This is a genomic window from Labrenzia sp. 5N (genome assembly GCF_012395805.1).
Classification (GTDB): domain Bacteria; phylum Pseudomonadota; class Alphaproteobacteria; order Rhizobiales; family Stappiaceae; genus Roseibium; species Roseibium algicola.
The window spans coordinates 83,904-100,495 of the sequence record NZ_JAAZTM010000005.1 but is presented as its reverse complement, the minus strand read 5'-3'; the positions used below and the strand labels follow the sequence as shown (position 1 = coordinate 100,495).

The 16,592-nt window shown below is 61.1% G+C and carries 12 protein-coding genes; 3 read left to right on the top strand and 9 right to left on the bottom strand.

What is annotated here, in order from left to right; all coding sequences use genetic code 11:
- Window positions 1-344: 344 nt before the first annotated feature.
- The 7 genes from trpS to HEP89_RS07800 all read right to left on the bottom strand — a co-directional run bounded on the left by trpS (window position 345) and on the right by HEP89_RS07800 (window position 9,055).
- Entirely contained in the window at window positions 345-1,424 is a 1,080-nt protein-coding gene (gene trpS, locus HEP89_RS07830) for a tryptophan--tRNA ligase (protein WP_168691739.1), read from the bottom strand.
- A 120-nt stretch (window positions 1,425-1,544) separates the two neighbouring features.
- Window positions 1,545-3,107, bottom strand: a complete 1,563-nt coding sequence (murJ, locus tag HEP89_RS07825; RefSeq protein WP_168691738.1) for a murein biosynthesis integral membrane protein MurJ — start codon at window positions 3,105-3,107, stop codon at window positions 1,545-1,547.
- Between the two features lie 32 nt (window positions 3,108-3,139).
- Entirely contained in the window at window positions 3,140-5,974 is a 2,835-nt protein-coding gene (locus HEP89_RS07820) for a [protein-PII] uridylyltransferase (protein WP_023002388.1), read from the bottom strand.
- A 171-nt stretch (window positions 5,975-6,145) separates the two neighbouring features.
- Window positions 6,146-6,517 carry a helix-turn-helix transcriptional regulator gene (locus HEP89_RS07815; protein WP_023002387.1) on the bottom strand — a complete coding sequence of 124 codons (372 nt, stop codon included), beginning with the start codon at window positions 6,515-6,517 and terminating at the stop codon, window positions 6,146-6,148.
- Between the two features lie 4 nt (window positions 6,518-6,521).
- Window positions 6,522-7,091 (bottom strand): Smr/MutS family protein, encoded by a 570-nt coding sequence (locus tag HEP89_RS07810; protein WP_075283210.1) that lies wholly within the window; start codon window positions 7,089-7,091, stop codon window positions 6,522-6,524.
- Between the two features lie 3 nt (window positions 7,092-7,094).
- Window positions 7,095-8,213 carry an MltA domain-containing protein gene (locus tag HEP89_RS07805; protein ID WP_209014521.1) on the bottom strand — a complete coding sequence of 373 codons (1,119 nt, stop codon included), beginning with the start codon at window positions 8,211-8,213 and terminating at the stop codon, window positions 7,095-7,097.
- A 113-nt stretch (window positions 8,214-8,326) separates the two neighbouring features.
- Window positions 8,327-9,055 carry a Tim44/TimA family putative adaptor protein gene (locus tag HEP89_RS07800; protein WP_023002384.1) on the bottom strand — a complete coding sequence of 243 codons (729 nt, stop codon included), beginning with the start codon at window positions 9,053-9,055 and terminating at the stop codon, window positions 8,327-8,329.
- 238 nt (window positions 9,056-9,293) lie between these two features.
- Between HEP89_RS07800 and HEP89_RS07795 the strand changes: the two genes are divergently transcribed.
- From HEP89_RS07795 to polA, 3 genes are all read left to right on the top strand, one after another.
- Window positions 9,294-9,806 (top strand): FxsA family protein, encoded by a 513-nt coding sequence (locus HEP89_RS07795; protein ID WP_075283209.1) that lies wholly within the window; start codon window positions 9,294-9,296, stop codon window positions 9,804-9,806.
- A 118-nt stretch (window positions 9,807-9,924) separates the two neighbouring features.
- Window positions 9,925-10,956, top strand: a complete 1,032-nt coding sequence (locus HEP89_RS07790) for an acyltransferase family protein (protein WP_168691736.1) — start codon at window positions 9,925-9,927, stop codon at window positions 10,954-10,956.
- 55 nt (window positions 10,957-11,011) lie between these two features.
- Window positions 11,012-14,002 (top strand): DNA polymerase I, encoded by a 2,991-nt coding sequence (polA, locus tag HEP89_RS07785; RefSeq protein ID WP_168691735.1) that lies wholly within the window; start codon window positions 11,012-11,014, stop codon window positions 14,000-14,002.
- Window positions 14,003-14,134: 132 nt separating this feature from the next.
- Here polA and HEP89_RS07780 read toward each other — a convergent pair whose 3' ends face one another.
- Both HEP89_RS07780 and HEP89_RS07775 read right to left on the bottom strand, forming a co-directional pair.
- The gene (locus HEP89_RS07780) at window positions 14,135-15,274 is read right to left on the bottom strand and encodes a PepSY-associated TM helix domain-containing protein (protein ID WP_168691734.1); all 1,140 of its coding nucleotides are present in this window, start codon (window positions 15,272-15,274) and stop codon (window positions 14,135-14,137) included.
- 342 nt (window positions 15,275-15,616) lie between these two features.
- Window positions 15,617-16,588 carry a nitronate monooxygenase gene (locus HEP89_RS07775; protein WP_209014519.1) on the bottom strand — a complete coding sequence of 324 codons (972 nt, stop codon included), beginning with the start codon at window positions 16,586-16,588 and terminating at the stop codon, window positions 15,617-15,619.
- Window positions 16,589-16,592: the final 4 nt, after the last annotated feature.

Genomic DNA, 16,592 nt, shown 5'->3' with positions numbered 1-16,592 from the left:
CCCGGTTTGGCGCAACGCGGCAAGACCGGGATCCAGTACGCCGTGTCGTCCGAGGCGAATAATCGCAAATCAGCTGGATACTGGGTCCCTGCTTGTGCGGGGATGACAAGTCGCCTTGCCGTAACCTTTGCTCACGGCAAGGACTTTTCTCTTTGCGGCGCAATGGCACGGATCCCATGGTCGAGCCATGGGATGACGACCTGCAAGGGTATGAGACGGATCTCCGCTTTTTCCGGGCAAGGCGCAACGGTGTAAGGTGGAACGTTGCGGATTGCGGTTACCCAAACAAAAAAACCCGGCAGAAACCTGCCGGGCTTTCAGGATCAGGTTGTTGTCGCGTCGGTTTACCGGACGTCGAGGAAACCGATGATCTTGCGAACGTCCTTCAGCACCGGTTCGGCGATGGCGGAGGCCTTTTCGGCGCCTTCCTTCAGGATGGCGTCGATCTGTGCCTTGTCGTCCATCAGGCGGCGCATTTCGTCGGTCATCGGCGAGAGTTTCGCCACCGCCAGGTCGGACAGGGCCGGCTTGAAGGCCGAGAACTGCTGACCGCCGTATTCCTTCAGGACGTCGGCCTTGGTCGCGCCGCTCAGGGCGGCATAGATGCCGACCAGGTTGTCTGCTTCCGGACGGCCTTCCAGGCCGTCGGTTTCGCTCGGCAGGGCGTCCGGATCGGTCTTGGCTTTCTTGATCTTCTTGGAGATCGAGTCCGCGTCGTCCGTCAGGTTGATGCGCGACAGGTCCGACGGATCGGACTTCGACATCTTCTTGGTGCCGTCACGCAGCGACATGATCCGGGTAGCCGGGCCGGCGATCATCGGCTCGGTCATCGGGAAATAGAGATATTCCGGCAGCTCCGGCGACGGCGTCGGGTTCTCGATGCCGATATCCAGTTCCTTGATCCGGTCCGCAAAGTCGTTGTTGAACTTGGCGGCGATGTCGCGTGTCAGTTCCAGGTGCTGCTTCTGGTCGTCGCCGACCGGAACATGGGTCGCGCGGTAGGCCAGAATGTCGGCAGCCATCAGGCTCGGATAGGCGAACAGGCCAACGGAAGCGTTTTCCTTGTTCTTGCCGGCCTTTTCCTTGAACTGGGTCATGCGATTGAGCCAGCCCATGCGCGCCACGCAGTTGAAGATCCAGGCAAGTTCGGTGTGTTCGCGAACCTGGCTCTGGTTGAAGATGATCGATTTCTTCGGATCGATGCCGGCTGCCATGTAGGCAGCGGTCACTTCACGGGTTGCCTGGGCAAGCTCGTGCGGATCCGGAAACCCTGCCGTAATGGCATGGCTGTCGACGACGCAGAAGATCGTCGGCATCTGATCCTGCAACGGAACCCAGCGCGAAACGGCGCCCAGGTAGTTGCCAAGATGCAGGTTGCCTGTCGGCTGGACGCCGGAAAAGACACGGGGCTGGAACTCCGCCATTTCAAATCCCTTTGATGGTGCGGCCGGTTGGAAGGGCGCTATGAATGTTTGGGCGGGCCGGGTTTAAGCCCGGTCCGTTATGCATGCAAGCTGGAAACGGCGTGCGCCGGCGTTTCGCGGTCAGGTGTTGCGCCGTCTCAACGCTTTCAGCATGCCGACAAGGTCGGATCCGCCGCTGAGCTGGGTGAAGACGGCAAAGGTGACCATGCCGACGAGCACGAGAAGAACGAGACTGCCCGCACGCACCGCCAGCCACGGCGCCGATAGCCAGGAGGCCATGTAGATGGCAGCAAAATGCACCGCGACCCCCATCAGCAGGCTGGCGAGCACTACCAGCGACAGCCGTCGGAGCAGCTTGAAATCGGGCTGGAAATGGCCCCGTCGCCACAGAACGATGATCAGGAGGCCGGTGTTCACCCAGCCAGCCAGCGTTGTGGCCAGCGCGATGCCCACATGCTGGAGCATGGGAAACAGCGCGATCGAGAGGCCGACGTTCACGACCATGCCGACAACGGCAAAGATCATCGGCGTCTTGGTGTCTTCCCGCGCGAAATAGCCGGGCGAAAACACCTTGTTGAGCACAAAGGCGGGCAGGCCAAAGGCAAATGCCGTCAGGGCTGCAGCCGTGCCTTCCACGGCGGCGGCATCGAAGCGCACCCGCTGGAACAGCACCGAGACGATTTCCTGCGGTATGACCGCCAGAGCAACTGCGGCCGGCAGGGTCAGCACCAGTGAGAACTCCAGTGCGCGGTTGAGGCTGTGCTGGTAAGCGCCCATCTGCCCGGCGCGCAGTTGCCGCGTCAGGCTGGGTAAAAGCACCACGCCGATGGCGATACCGATCACCCCGAGCGGCAACTGGTAGAGCCGGTCAGCGAAATAGAGCAGCGCATTGGCGCCTTCCTGCATGGAGGCGATGATCTGGCCGACGGCAATGTTGATCTGGGTGACGCCGCCGGCAACGACGCCCGGAATGCCAAGCATCAGCAGGCGTTTGGCCGATTTGGTATAGCGCGGGCGGAAGACGGGGATCTTGAAGCCGAGGCGCTTCAGGTCGATGAGGACGACGATCAACTGCACGATCCCGCCAACGGTGACGCCGATGGCCAGAATGACTCCGAGCGACGTGTCGTCCTTGATACCGAGATAAAGCACTGCGCCCAGAACGGCGCTCATCACCACGTTCAGCATCACCGGTGCGAATGCCGCGGCGGCGAAGCGCTGATAGGTGTTGAGAATGCCGCCGATGAAGGCAAGCATCGACATGAAGATCAGATAGGGAAACGCGATCCGCGACATCAGAACTGTCAGGTCGTACTTGGTGGGGTCTTCCACGAAACCCGGTGCCAGTGCCCACACCACCAGCGGCATGAAGATTTGCGCAAAAGCAGTCAGCACCAGCAGGCAGAACAGCAGCGCTGCGCCGATTTCCCCGGCGAACCGCTTGGCGCCCGCATCGCCCTCTTCCTCGACCGTTCGCCCGAACAGCGGGATGAAGGCGGAGTTGAAGGCTCCCTCCGCGAACAGCCGGCGGAACAGGTTGGGCAGACGGAAGGCCACCACAAAGGCATCGGCAACCGGACCGGCCCCGACGACGGCGGCCAGAAGCACGTCGCGAACAAAGCCGAGCAGGCGGCTCAGCAGGGTCGCGCTGCCGACGGTTGCGAAATTGCGGACGAGACTCATGCCGGAAGGACTCCGAAGAGGAAGGTATGCACTTATGAAGCCTGCCGCTGAACCTTGCGGGTTGCCGGAGCTGCCGGATCGAGTTCCACATGGCCGTCGACCGCATTGGCAAGGCGCTCACGGATGATTTCCTGACGCCCGATGTTGGCAATTTTCTGTCCGGTGAGATCGGTGACGTAGAAAACGTCGACCACTTTCTCGCCGAAGGTCGAGATATGGGCCGAACCGATGTTCAGATTGAGCGTCGCGATGGAGCGCGTCAGGTCGTAGAGCAGGCCTGGCCGGTCGAGACCGGAAATCTCCAGCACCGTGTAATCGTCAGACAGCGCGTTGTTGACCAACACTTCGCTCGCCACCTTGAAGGCCTTCATGCGGCCCTTGACGCCGGTCTTCTTGGAAACGGGCTCCGGAAGCCGCTCTTCGCCGCGCAGTGTGGTCTCGATCAGCTTGGCAATCCGCTCGCCGCGGCGCTTTTCGTCTTCGTCGTCCGGCAGTTCCCGACCGATGAAGATCGTGTCCAGAGCATAGCCGTCTGTGGTGGTGTCGATCTGTGCGTCAACGATATTGGCACCGGTCGTGTAGCAGGCCCCGGCAATGATCGACAGCAGGCGCGGATGGTCTGGCGCCATGATCGTCAGCTCGGTCACACCCTCGAAGGCGCGTGGGATGACCTGGAAGGCAAGCTGCCTCTTGTCCTTGTCGGCCTTGTGCAGAAGTTCGGCATGGGAAACCAGCCGCTCCGGCTCCGTACGCAGCCAGTAGGCCGGATAATGCCGGTTCAGATAGGCATTACGGTCCTTGGCGGACCAGTGCTCCAGCTTGCTGCCGAGCTCTTCCTTGGCCTTGTCGATGGTCTGGCGATGCGACATCTTCGTGTGTCCGCCGGACAGATGCGGTTCGGTGGCATAGTACAGCGTGCGCAGCAACTGGCCTTTCCAGCCGTTGAAGACGCCGGGCCCGACGGCGCGAATGTCGGCCACGGTCAGGATCAGGAGCAGTTTCAGCCTTTCGAGCGACTGCACCGTGTTGGCGAAATCCGTGATCGTCTTGCGGTCCGACAGGTCGCGCGACTGGGCAATGGTGCTCATGTCCAGGTGATGCTCGATCAGCCAGGCAACCGTCTCGGTTTCCGCGTCGTTCAGTCCGAAACGCGGGCACAGCTTGCGCGCGACCCGGGCGCCGGCGATCGAATGATCTTCCGGCCTGCCCTTGGCGATGTCGTGCAGGAACATGGCGACAAACAGCACCTTGCGGTTCTGCAGCGTCAGGATCAGGTCGGTTGCCAGTGGATGGTCGTCGCCGGAGTTGCCGCGCTCGATATCGGCCAGCACGCCGATGGACCGGATCAGGTGCTCGTCGACCGTGTAGTGGTGATACATGTTGAACTGCATCATCGCCACGACCTTGCCGAACTCGGGCACGAAGCGGCCGAGCACGCCGGTTTCGTTCATCTTGCGCAAGGTCTTTTCCGGCGCGTGCCGGGAGGTCAGGATCGACAGGAAAAGCCGGTTCGCTTCAGGGTCGGCGCGCAGGCTTCCATCGACCAGCTTAAGCGAATGCCGCATCAGGCGGGTCAGCTGCGGATGCATGTTGTAGTCGTGCTTGTCCGCGATCTGGAACACCCGCAGGAGGTTGGTCGGATCGGTTTCGAACACGGTGTCAGATACCGCATTCAGGCGGTTGTTCTCCACCACGAAGCCGGTCGCCCCTTCAACGGGCTTGGCGGTTGCCGATACGCGGCCTGCGCGCAGGCGGCGCATCATGCCGGTCAGGCCCTTGCCGCGCGGTTCCTTGACGTGCTCTTCCTCCAGCGCGGCGCAGATGATGCGGGTCAGATCGCCGACATCCTTGGCCACCAGGAAGTAGTGCTTCATGAAACGCTCGACATCCTTCATGCCCGGGTGCTGGGTGTAGCCGAGCCGGATCGCGATCTCGCGCTGGACATCGAAGGACAGGCGCTCTTCCGGCCGTCCCGTCAGGAAATGCAGGTGGCAGCGGACCGCCCACAGGAAGTCGTCAGACTTCTTGAACCGCGCATATTCCGAGCGGGTCAGAACGCCTTTCTTGACCAGTTCCGACTGTCTGTTGACCCGGTAATGGTACTTGGCGATCCAGAACAGGGTATTGAGATCGCGCAGACCGCCCTTGCCTTCCTTGATGTTCGGCTCAACCAGGTAGCGCGAGGCGCCCTGGCGCTTGTGGCGGTCATCGCGTTCCAGCAGCTTGGCGGCGATGAATTCCGAGCTGGTGCCTTCCACCACTTCCTTGTCGAAACGCTGGACGAGTTCCTCGAAAAGGGCCTCGTCGCCCCAGATGTAGCGGGCTTCCAGAATGGCGGTGCGGATGGTCATGTCCGCCTTGGACAGGCGGATGCATTCATCGATATTGCGGGTCGCGTGGCCTACCTTGAAGCCCAGGTCCCAGAGCATGTAGAGGATATATTCCACCACCTGCTCGCCCCATGGGGTCTGCTTGTACGGCAGCACGAACAGGAGATCGATGTCGGACCCAGGCGCCAGTGTGCCGCGGCCGTAACCGCCAACGGCGGCAATGGCCATGCGCTCCGCGGCGGACGGGTTCTTGATCCGGTAGACGTGGTGCAGGGCGAAATCGTAGATCACGCGGATCAGCTCGTCCTGGATATAGGACAGCCGCCCGGCGCACAGCAGCCCGCCGCCGTCCTCGTCCAGCATCGCCTGGGCCTTGCCGCGAGCGTCTTTCACCACCTGCTTCAGCATCGCAAGAACAGCCGAGCGGGTCTTCATGTCCGAACCGTCGCCGTCATTGCCGGCGGTCAGCGCGGTCAGGCGATTTCTCAGGTCGTCGGCATCGATCAGTCCGGCAAGGTCTTCCTGGGAGAGTTTCATACTGGTCCAGTGTTCCGTTCAGCAGGCGCAGGTTTGCTGGAGGTTATATAGAGGATGGGGTTGAAGGACACGTAAATCCTGAACTGACCTGAAAGAGGCTGCGTTCCAAGCGGTACAGAAACAGCAATGCACCGCCATGCCATGGTTTGAACCTGGCGAGGGCATGCGTCGTCACACACCGTCCTTCACGGCAGCAACCCGGAGCTGGTGCAGGAGGGCTGCAAGAGACTCTTCGGAAAGGCCTCCGATCTTCAGCGCAAGCTGGTTGGCAAGTTCGGTGGCCTTCGGGTCCATGCCGGCCGTGTCGATGGTGACGCGCGGATCGGACAGTTCAGCCAGGCGCTGGATTTCTTCCGCTTCATCCCAGATGACGTTGAAATAGGTGATGATTCGCTGCACCAGAAACCAGGTTGGCTTGCCACGCTTGCCATGTTCCAGCGCGGACAGATAGGCACTGGATACCGACAAGGCCGCTGCCATTTCCTTCAGCGACACATCCCGTTTTATCCTGAGTTCCCGGATTTTTGCGCCAAGTGGGGTCACGGCCCTACCTTCTTTTTCGAATGCGAACGTACAGTGCGCCGCCGCCGCCGTGGTTGGCATGGGCTTCCTCGTAGCCAAGTACCACGGATCGCAAGTCGGGCATCGACAGCCACTGGGGCACCATTCTGCGCAAAACGCCGCGCTCGTCCATATAGGCGCGTGCATCACCGCTGCCCTTGCCAGTGATTACCAGCACAACCTTATGACTTCTCGCCTGCGCCTGGTAGAGAAAGCCGCGCAGCCGGTCATGCGCCTGATGCTGGGTCAGGCCGTGCAGGTCTATCCGCGCATCGATGGCCTTCACGCCGCGCACCAGCTTGCGGCGGTAGCGGTGTTCCAGCTGATGCAGCGGCAGCGGTGTTGGCGGCGCCTTGGCCGCAGCGGGAGCCTGGATCGCGGTCGCGGTTTTCAGCGCCTTTGCGGGTGCCGCCGGTTCGGTTTCGGTGATTTTCTCAAGCTCGGCCTTGAGGTCCTGAGCCCTGTCCGGATGCAGCGGCGTCAGGGTTTTGGCAACCTTGCCCCACAGTTCCCTGTCTTCCGGCGACAGTGTCCCTTTTTTGCCCCGTCTTGCCATCTCTCAGTCCGCCGCCACACCAGCGGGACCAAGACGGATGTTCGGCACCAGGATCGTGAAGTCGGCCTTGTGGCGGATTTCTCCGGCAATAGCGCCTGCCGTCTGCCCGGATCCGACGAAGATATCGCCCCGCGCTGGGCCCTTGATTGCCGATCCGGTGTCATCGGCCACCATCAGCCGCTGGAAAACGCCGTCGTCGCTGTCGTGATCCTTCAGCGCGGAGGCGACGAAAACCAGGGACCCATAGGGAATGAAACTCGGATCGACCGCAAGGCTGCGGCCTGCCACAAGGGGAAGGCCCGCGGCCCCGACGGGCCCGTCGTTCACGCCGATTTCGTCGACCTCCCGGAAGAAGATGAAAGACCGGTTTTGCCGGAACAGCTGATCGCGCTCTTCCGGATGCGCTTCCAACCAGGCACGAAGTCCGGCAGCCGTGAAGTCCTCCGGCGTGCCTTCTCCGCGCGTCACCAGCAACCGGGCAATGCCGGTATAGGGGTGGCCTGTCTTGCCCGCATAACCGACCCGCATCGCGCTTCCGTCCGCAAGACGCAGCCTTGCCGAGCCCTGAACATGTACGAAATAGGCGTCGATCGGATCGGCAAGCCAGACGAGTTCGAGATTTTCCGGATCGAGCTTGCCATCCATGATGGCGCTCCGATCCGGCATTTCGGTGACGCGTCCCTCAACCCGCCGTCCATGGCTGAGCGTTTCGGGCCAGTCCTGTGGCCGGTTTTCCGGCGTGATCGCCTCCAGGCCTTCCGGTTTTTTGAGCAAGGGATACCGGAATATGTCGGTTCTGACCCGCGAGGCGGCCAGTTCCGGCTCGAAATAGCCCGTCACAAATCCGCTCTGGGCAATTCGGTGCGGCGTGAACCGGCTTTCGAAAAAGTCTCGCGGTGCTTCATCACCGGACTTTGCCGCCTTTTCGGCGTCGTTACAGAGCTTTTGCAGATCTGCTGCGGCGATGGAGGGAAAAACGGTGTCCTGGGTCAGGATTTCCGGTTTGCGGCACAGGCGCAGAAAACCGGCAAGGGCGGCGGCATGATCGTCGTTCAGCCAGCCCGGCAGACTGGAGAAGGAGATTGCCTCGAACCGGTCCGGGATCCGTTGGCCTGGTACCATGGCTGAGGCAGCTCCTGAAAAGAAAAGCGGCGCGGCCAGAACCGCGCCCTTTAGCAGTGGGACAAGCCGGAAGTCCGGCCGGGGCCGCGTGTTCCGCTTGCCCTGCATCGTGATTACTCTGCGGATTCGGTCGCGACCAGCTTCCAGTTCGGATCGCGGGACGTGGTGTCCCGGGCGAAGGTCCAGATGTCGATCACTTCGCTTACCTTGGCCGGATCGCCGTCGACCACTTCACCGGCCTTGTCGCGGGTGGCGGAAATCAGCTGGCTGTGGATCTTCACGGTTACCTGGGCGGTCGAATTCTTCAGCGCAGCTTCGACGATTTCGGCCTTGTCGATGCCGACAAAGGTCGATTCGATGGTCTCGCCACGCTTTTCGCGGTCGTCGATTGCCGTGACGAAGCCTTCATAGACTTCGCGGGAGAGAAGGTTCTTCAGCGCTTTCTTGTCGCCGTCCGCAAAAGCCATCACGATCATCTCGTAGGCGGCGCGTGCGCCTTCCAGGAAGGGTTCCGGCTCGAAGCTGCGGTCAACGGACAGAATCTGTTTCAGGGCGCTGTTCAATGCGGAGCCCGCCGGGGCAACCTTGTCGATCACGACGTCGCCACCACGACCGCTCTCCTCGACCGGCTCGGCCTCCAGCGTGGTCTGGTTCGGCATCGGGATGACATTGTCCTGATCGTTGCCGTTTTTGCGTTCGCGCGGCTGATCGGGCTTGGAATAGGGGTCGAATGGCGGGCGCTCATTGCCGGTGCGTTTGCCCAGCACCGATCGCAGTCTGAACAGAATGAAAACCGCAAGTCCCATCAGGAGGAGGTTCAACGGGTCAAAAATCTCGTTCATCGTAACTTCCGGTTACCCTTTTTGAGGCCCTAGAGCCGCCTGCTCTAACTGCCAGGTGAGCGCAGCCTCGTACGCAAGGCCTGTCTGCTTCCTATTTAGGGGGTCCTTGAACCAGCATCCAGACCCAAGAGCAAGACTGAATCTTTGCATTCATAGCCATTTCGTGACTGCCTGCTCGCATTTTTGCGAGTGAATGTCTACCTTAGGTCCGAATAGCTTATCAGACGATGGAGCTCCCGTGGGACTTTATATCATTGCCGCAATTCTTCTTCTGCCCCTGATCGAGATTGCGATGTTCATCTGGGTGGGAGGCTTGATCGGTGTGTTCCCGACAATCCTGCTGACGGTGATCACCGCGTTGGCCGGGACAGTGATGCTGCGCCAGCAAGGCCTGTCGCTGCTGATGCGCATGCAAACAGAGCTGGATGCCGGCCGCACACCCGGAAACGAGGTGATGCAGGGTGCAATGATCGTTCTTGCCAGCATTCTGCTGCTGATCCCGGGTTTCGTCACGGATGCCATCGGCCTGCTCCTGTTCATACCGCCGGTGCGCGAAGCGCTGGCGCGGTTCATCATTGCCCGATCGAACGTCGTTATCGTCGATGGCGGCGGTGGTATGCGCCGGCCGGATGACGGCGTCGTGGATCTGGACGAAGGCGACTGGAGCGAAAAAAACAGCGGCACGGGTGGTGGCTCCGGCCAGCCGAAGCTTAGCCCCTGGCAGGATGGCTCGGACAACGCGAAGCCCTGATTTCCCAAACGCTCACTAAAACGTGACTGCTGGTGTATGCGTAAAATTTACCAGTCAAGGTTATGTCTGCGCTGAATTGGACCCGAAACCGGACTGAAGCGGAGCAGGCAGCGGGAGAATGAGCGCCAGGCGTGTAGATTGGGTGGATACCGCCAAGGGCATCTGCATCATCTTCGTCGTGATGATGCATTCGGTGCTCGGCGTGGAAGCCGCCGCTGGCCAGACAGGCTGGATGCATGTGGTCGTCGCCTTTGCAGCCCCCTTCCGCATGCCGGATTTTTTCCTGATCTCCGGCCTGTTCCTGTCGAACGTCATTACCCGCGACTGGAAACTCTATCTTGATCGCAAGGTCGTCCACTTTGCCTACTTTTATGTGCTGTGGATGACGATCCAGTTTCTGGTGAAAGCGCCCGTCTTCATCGAGGAAACCAGCGTTCGCGCAACGGTGGAACTCTATTTCCTGAGTTTCATCGAGCCCTTCGGTACCTTGTGGTTCATCTACATGCTGCCGGTCTTCTTCGTCGTGTCGAAGGTCGCCCACGACAAGGGTGTGCCGTGGCAACTGGTTCTGGCCATCGGCGCACTTCTGCAGATCGCGCCGATCCACACCGGCTGGCTGCTGGTCGATGAATTCGCGGCCCGTTTCGTTTTCTTCTATGCCGGCTTCGTTTTTGCTCCGCAGATCTTCGCTCTGGCCGACTGGGCGCGCGAGCGGATCGGGATCAGTCTCGCGTGTCTGCTGGTCTGGGGCCTGGTGAACGGCACGCTGGTTTATGCCGGCTGGGCACATCTGCCGGTCATTGCCCTTGTTCTTGGCGCGGCCGGTGCGGGTGCGATCATCCTCACCAGCGCGTTGATCGTGAAATGGGGCCGGTTCGGTTTCCTTCAGCATTTCGGCGAAAACTCGATCGTCATCTATCTCGCCTTCTTCTTCCCCATGGGCGTGACGCGGGTGATTCTGCTGAAGCTGGGCATCTTTGATATCGGCACAACGTCGTTGATCGTGACGCTGGTGGCGTCGGTCAGTCCGATGATCCTGTTCTGGCTGATCCGCCGCACGAACATCGGCTGGTTCCTGTTCCGCAGGCCCGCCTGGGCCTATCTCAGCGGAACCTTTGGCGGCAAACGTCAGGCACAGGCAGCTGAGTGATCGGCAAGCTTGGAATTTTTAACTTTAGGACTTTTCTCCAGAACAGGCTGCGGGCATGATCCGCGCCATGTCGACGCAAAGCACCTCCTCCGCCCTCACCGCCGATGACCATCTCATCCTGGTCGACGGGTCCACGTTCATTTTTCGCGCCTATCACGCGCTGCCGCCGCTGACGCGCAAGCCGGACGGGCTTCCTGTCGGGGCGGTTTCTGGCTTCTGCAACATGCTGTGGAAGCTGCTGCAGGAAGGCCTGACACCGGAGGAAGGCGACGAGCCCACCCATTTCGCGGTGATCTTCGACCATTCCGCGCAGACGTTCCGGAACGAGATTTATCCGGAATACAAGGCCCACCGGCCAGACCCGCCGGAAGATCTGGTGCCGCAGTTCGGCCTTATCCGCGAAGCGACACGCGCCTTTTCGGTTCACTGCATCGAGCAGGAAGGCTTCGAGGCGGACGACCTGATCGCGACCTATGCCCGTGAGGCTGCCGAACAGGGCGCGCGCGTCACCATCGTTTCAGGCGACAAGGACCTGATGCAGCTGATCGGCCCGATGGTGGGCATGATCGACACCATGAAGAACAAGACCTTCGGCGAAGCAGAGGTGTTCGAGAAGTTCGGAGTCGGTCCCGACAAGGTCATCGAGGTGCAATCGCTGGCGGGCGACAGCGTCGATAACGTGCCCGGCGTGCCGGGTATTGGCCTGAAGACCGCGGCCCTCTTGATCAACGAATTCGGCGATCTGGAAACGCTGCTCGCCAAGGCCGACACGATCAAACAGAACAAGCGCCGGGAAAACCTGATCGAATTTGCCGATCAGGCACGGATTTCCAGGCAGCTCGTGACCCTCAAGCAGGATGTGCCGGTCAAGGTGCCGGTGGGCGAATTGTCGGTTACCGATGTTGACGGACCCAAGGCGCTCGGATTCCTGAAGGCGATGGGGTTCACCACCCTCACCCGCCGCGTTGCGGATGTGACCGGGGCCGATCTGGATACGGTCGATGCATCGGACCTCAAGGTTCCGGGATGGGATGTTCCGGACCACAAGGGCCGGATGATGGAGCGTGCAGCCGGCAGTGACAGCGCGGGTTCGGAAGCTGCAAAAACCCCGGGTGACGCCGATCCGGACAATTCCGGCCTGCTGGTACCGCAGACGGTTGCCGATGCACGCGCCCAGACGATCCGGGCGATCCCGGTCGACAGCAGCGCCTATGAAACCGTCACCAGCCTCGACCGCTTGAAGGAATGGTGCGACGCGGCCTTTGAAAAGGGGTACGTCGCCTTCGACACCGAAACGACATCACTGGACGCCATGCAGGCAGAGCTTGTCGGTGTTTCGCTGTCCACCGAGCCCGGCAAGGCCTGTTATGTGCCGCTTGGCCACGTCGACGGCGAGGGTGATCTTCTTGGCGGCGGCGGTCTTGTCGAAGGCCAGATCCCGCTGAAAGACGCGCTGCAAGTGCTGAAGCCGATGCTGGAGGACCGTTCGGTTCTCAAGATCGCGCAGAACCTCAAGTACGACTGGCTGGTGATGACACGGTACGGTGTCGACATCGCGCCATACGACGACACGATGCTGCTGTCCTACACGGTCGATGCCGGCAAGGGCGGCAACGGCATGGACGAACTGTCCGAGCGCTGGCTCGATCACAAGCCGATCCCCTTCAAGGAAATCTGCGGCTCCGGCAAGTCGATGATCACCTTCGACAAGGTCGCCATCGACAAGGCAACCGCCTATGCGGCGGAAGACGCCGATGTGACGCTTCGTCTCTGGCTGATCCTGAAGCCGAGGCTGGCTTCCGAGCGTATGGCGACCGCCTACGAGACGCTGGAACGGCCGATGGTGCCGGTGCTTGCGCGCATGGAAAAGCGCGGCATCTCCGTCGACCGGCAGATGCTGTCGCGTCTTTCGGGTGAATTCGCGCAAGGCATGGCGGGCAAGGAAGCCGAGATTTACGAGCTGGCCGGTGAAAGCTTCAACATCGGTTCGCCCAAGCAGCTTGGTGATATCCTGTTCGGCAAGATGGGTCTTCCCGGCGGCAAGAAGACAAAGACCGGCGCCTGGTCGACCTCGGCGCAGGTTCTGGAAGATCTGGCCGCGGAAGGGCATGAACTGCCGTCGCGGATCGTCTCCTGGCGCCAGCTCTCCAAGCTGAAATCCACCTACACCGACGCCCTGCCCGGTTACATCAATCCGGAAACGGGGCGTGTGCACACATCCTACGCGCTGGCGGCAACCACCACCGGGCGCCTGTCCTCGTCGGAACCGAACCTGCAGAATATCCCGGTCAGGACCGAAGAAGGCCGCAAGATCCGCAAGGCCTTCATTGCCGAAAAGGGTCACAAGCTGATCTCGGCCGACTACAGCCAGATTGAGCTGCGCGTCCTGGCGCATATGGCCGATATTCCTCAGTTGAAGAAGGCGTTCGATGACGGGCTGGACATTCACGCCATGACGGCAAGCGAAATGTTCGGAACGCCGATCGAAGGCATGGACCCGATGGTCCGCCGCCGGGCGAAGGCGATCAACTTCGGCATCATCTACGGCATTTCCGCATTCGGCCTCGCCAACCAGCTCGGCATCTCGCGCGGCGAAGCGGGCGACTATATCAAGACCTATTTCGAGCGTTTCCCGGGCATCAAGGACTACATGGAAGCGACCAAGAAGCAGGTTCATGCGAACGGCTACGTGACCACGATCTTCGGCCGCAAGGCGCATTATCCGGAAGTGAACACCAAGAACCCGAACATGCGCGCCTTCTATGAACGTGCCGCTATCAACGCCCCGATCCAGGGGTCTGCCGCGGATATCCTGCGTCGGGCGATGGTGCGCATGGAAAACCGGCTGGAAGGCTCAAAGTTGGATGCGCAGATGCTGCTGCAGGTGCATGACGAACTGATCTTCGAAGTGCCGGATGCGCAGGTGGAATCCACCATTCCGGTGATCAGGGACGTAATGGAAAACGCCTGCGATCCGGCGCTGAAACTCTCCGTGCCGCTTCAGGTCGACGCCCGCGCCGCCGACAATTGGGACGAGGCGCATTAGAACACGTCGCGTTTAACCTGAAAAATCCTGCATCGCTTTTTGCGTTGAAATCTCTGATTTCAGACAGCGAGAAGCGATGCCGACAAAACGCGATTTGCTCTGGGTGCCTCAGTCCCGACAAGAGAGCAGGCCTCAGGCCTGCTGGGCACGGCGCCGGAACAGCGGCTGGATCAGCCGGCGATAGGCAAGCGCAAAGCCTGTGTAGAAGAGAAACACCGACGCCAGCGAGGCAAGTCCCGCGAGCGTTTGGCCGATGAAGCCATAGACCTCGCCGGTGTGCAGAAATCTGAGGAAGACCCTGGCGCGCCGGCCTGCCGGCTGGTCTTCAGCGCCGCTGACGCCCAAGACCTCGCCTGAAACCCTGGAGACCGTATAGGTCGTCTGGCGGGAAAGCTGGGTGCCGTTGCCTGTATCGACGGTCATCACCACACGTGCAGCCTGTCCGTTGGGCAATTTGACCGAAAGTGTCTGCCAGTCCGGTTCGGCTTGTTTCAGCGTGTCGGCAATGGCCTGCAGACTGACGGCTTCACCCTGAGCGCGGTTCTGACCCTGGCGTTCTTCACTGGCAGCCTGGCCGATTGCCGCGGGCGAAACCGGCCCGAAGACGGCGGCCACCATGTTGCTGGCCCAGGGATAGGAAATGACGACGCCGGAGACCACAACGGCAAACAGCGGTACGAGCGACCAGATGCCGAAGACATGGTGCCAGTTGTAGTCGCGCGCCTTCGCGGTCGGCAGGTTTCTGCGGAAGAGAAGGTTCAGCTTGACGATCCGCCACGTCCATTTCTTCGGCCACCAGAGATAAATTCCGGACACCAGAATGAACAGGAAGCCGAGATTGGCAGCACCGGTCACGGCCCGCCCAAGGCTGCGGTTTTCACCTGTAAGGGCAAACCAGCGGTGCAGCGCGGTCACCGTGCCAAAGAAGGATTTTGTGCCCTCCGCGGCATTGTCGATCCGCTCCCCGGTATAAGGGTTGAGCAAATGGTTCTCGCGGCGGCTGACCGAAAGTGTGGCCGGGGCGCCGTCCTGCCTTGGCAGAACCAGCGAATTGCCGGGTTGGCCGCCGTTGGCCAGAACGGCAGTTGCCAGTTCGTCGACAGAGAGGAGCCGCGCATCGGCCGGTTTTTCGACCGCGCGGCTTTCCATGTAGGAGATGATCTGGCGCTCGTAGGTCAGGACCACGCCGGTGGCTGACATCAGGAGGATAACGAGACCGAAGGCGACCCCGACGACGAGATGCGCCCAGAAAACGATGCGTTTGAAAGACATGGTGCTGCTGCCCGTTTCAGACCGGATTTGACGGTTGCCGGGTCCTCCTCCACCGGCTTCAACAGGCCTAAGCCGAAGATCTCGCTGCGTCAAAGGCAACAGCAGGGTGTTTGGCCGAGAATTTGTAACCAGTTGTCGCCATCGCGAAGAAACGGGCGCTTGGTGATTTCCGTCAGCAGCTCAAAAGCCCAGGGTTTCCGGGAGTCCACATCAGGTCCCGGTGCCAAAACCCTCAGGAGTGTCCCAAGCCGCATACAATTTGCCGCACCACCGGCCGGACGGAAAAGGCTTCGATAGTGACGGGAGTGGGTGACAGGGAGGTCTTGAGGAAGCGGTGCGAATTCACCCGATGAGGAAATCCGGGGCGCGAGCAAGAAGCGCTGCCGCCTCTCGAACAGTGTTATCCACGATCCTTGCCGCCGGTTGAACGGTTTTAACAAGATCGAGGGATTCTCCGGCAATCAGGGCGCGAACGGAATAGTCGTCCGGATCGGCAGCCTCATAGGTTTTCTGGATCTTGTGAGCCGCGCCGGACAAACCTGCAGGGTCTTCCAACCAGGGGCGGGAAAACGCATTTTGGACAACCCGTCCTGTGAATTGCGACGGCCAGTCAAGACCGCGAGCAACGTCGAAAACACTGGACCGGGCCGTGTCGTCTCCGTGCGCCTTGGTCAGGGCAACCTTGGCCTGTTCCGATCCGTTCGCCTCGACGCTTGCCCAGAAACGGGTCCCCATCATGACACCGTCCGCGCCCAGCATGAGAGCTGCTGCCAGTCCGCGCCCGTCCGCAAGCCCGCCGGCCGCCAACACGATTGCCTCCTTGCCGGCGGCATCGCGAACCGCAGGAAGAAGGGCGGACAGGCCCCGGTCCATGCCGTGACCGCCGCCTTCCTGGCCTTGGGCGACGAGAACGTCCGTTCCGGCCTTCAGGGCCTGTTCGGCCTGGTCCAGTCGTTGCACCTGCCAGATTGTGGGAATACCGCGCTCCCTGGCGGCCTTTACGATCGGTTCCGCGTCACCGAAGGAAACGAACAGGGCCGCCGGATTGCGGTCGAGGATCCGATCCACGAGGGCCGGTTTTTTCAGAAGACTCCAGGTGATGACACCAAGACCGACCCGCTGGTCGCCGGCCGCATCGAAGGCAGCGTCGATCCAGTCCGGGTCGCCGTAACCGGCGCCGATAATACCGAAGCCACCGGCGCGGCTGACTTCAGCGGCCAGATGGCCGTCCGAAATCCTGTCCATCGGCGCCAGCACGACCGGATGGGAAACGGCAAAGCGGCGGGTAAAGGGCGTGTCGAGCAGGGGTTTCATGCAG

Excerpts from the sequence above, each read along its gene's own strand:
- trpS (WP_168691739.1), bottom strand. The coding sequence starts at position 1,424 with ATGGCGGAGTTCCAGCCCCGTGTCTTTTCCGGCGTCCAGCCGACAGGC.
- murJ (WP_168691738.1), bottom strand. The coding sequence starts at position 3,107 with ATGAGTCTCGTCCGCAATTTCGCAACCGTCGGCAGCGCGACCCTGCTG.
- HEP89_RS07820 (WP_023002388.1), bottom strand. The coding sequence starts at position 5,974 with ATGAAACTCTCCCAGGAAGACCTTGCCGGACTGATCGATGCCGACGAC.
- HEP89_RS07810 (WP_075283210.1), bottom strand. The coding sequence starts at position 7,091 with ATGGCAAGACGGGGCAAAAAAGGGACACTGTCGCCGGAAGACAGGGAA.
- HEP89_RS07805 (WP_209014521.1), bottom strand. The coding sequence starts at position 8,213 with ATGGTACCAGGCCAACGGATCCCGGACCGGTTCGAGGCAATCTCCTTC.
- HEP89_RS07800 (WP_023002384.1), bottom strand. The coding sequence starts at position 9,055 with ATGAACGAGATTTTTGACCCGTTGAACCTCCTCCTGATGGGACTTGCG.
- HEP89_RS07790 (WP_168691736.1), top strand. The coding sequence starts at position 9,925 with ATGAGCGCCAGGCGTGTAGATTGGGTGGATACCGCCAAGGGCATCTGC.
- polA (WP_168691735.1), top strand. The coding sequence starts at position 11,012 with ATGATCCGCGCCATGTCGACGCAAAGCACCTCCTCCGCCCTCACCGCC.
- HEP89_RS07780 (WP_168691734.1), bottom strand. The coding sequence starts at position 15,274 with ATGTCTTTCAAACGCATCGTTTTCTGGGCGCATCTCGTCGTCGGGGTC.
- HEP89_RS07775 (WP_209014519.1), bottom strand. The coding sequence starts at position 16,588 with ATGAAACCCCTGCTCGACACGCCCTTTACCCGCCGCTTTGCCGTTTCC.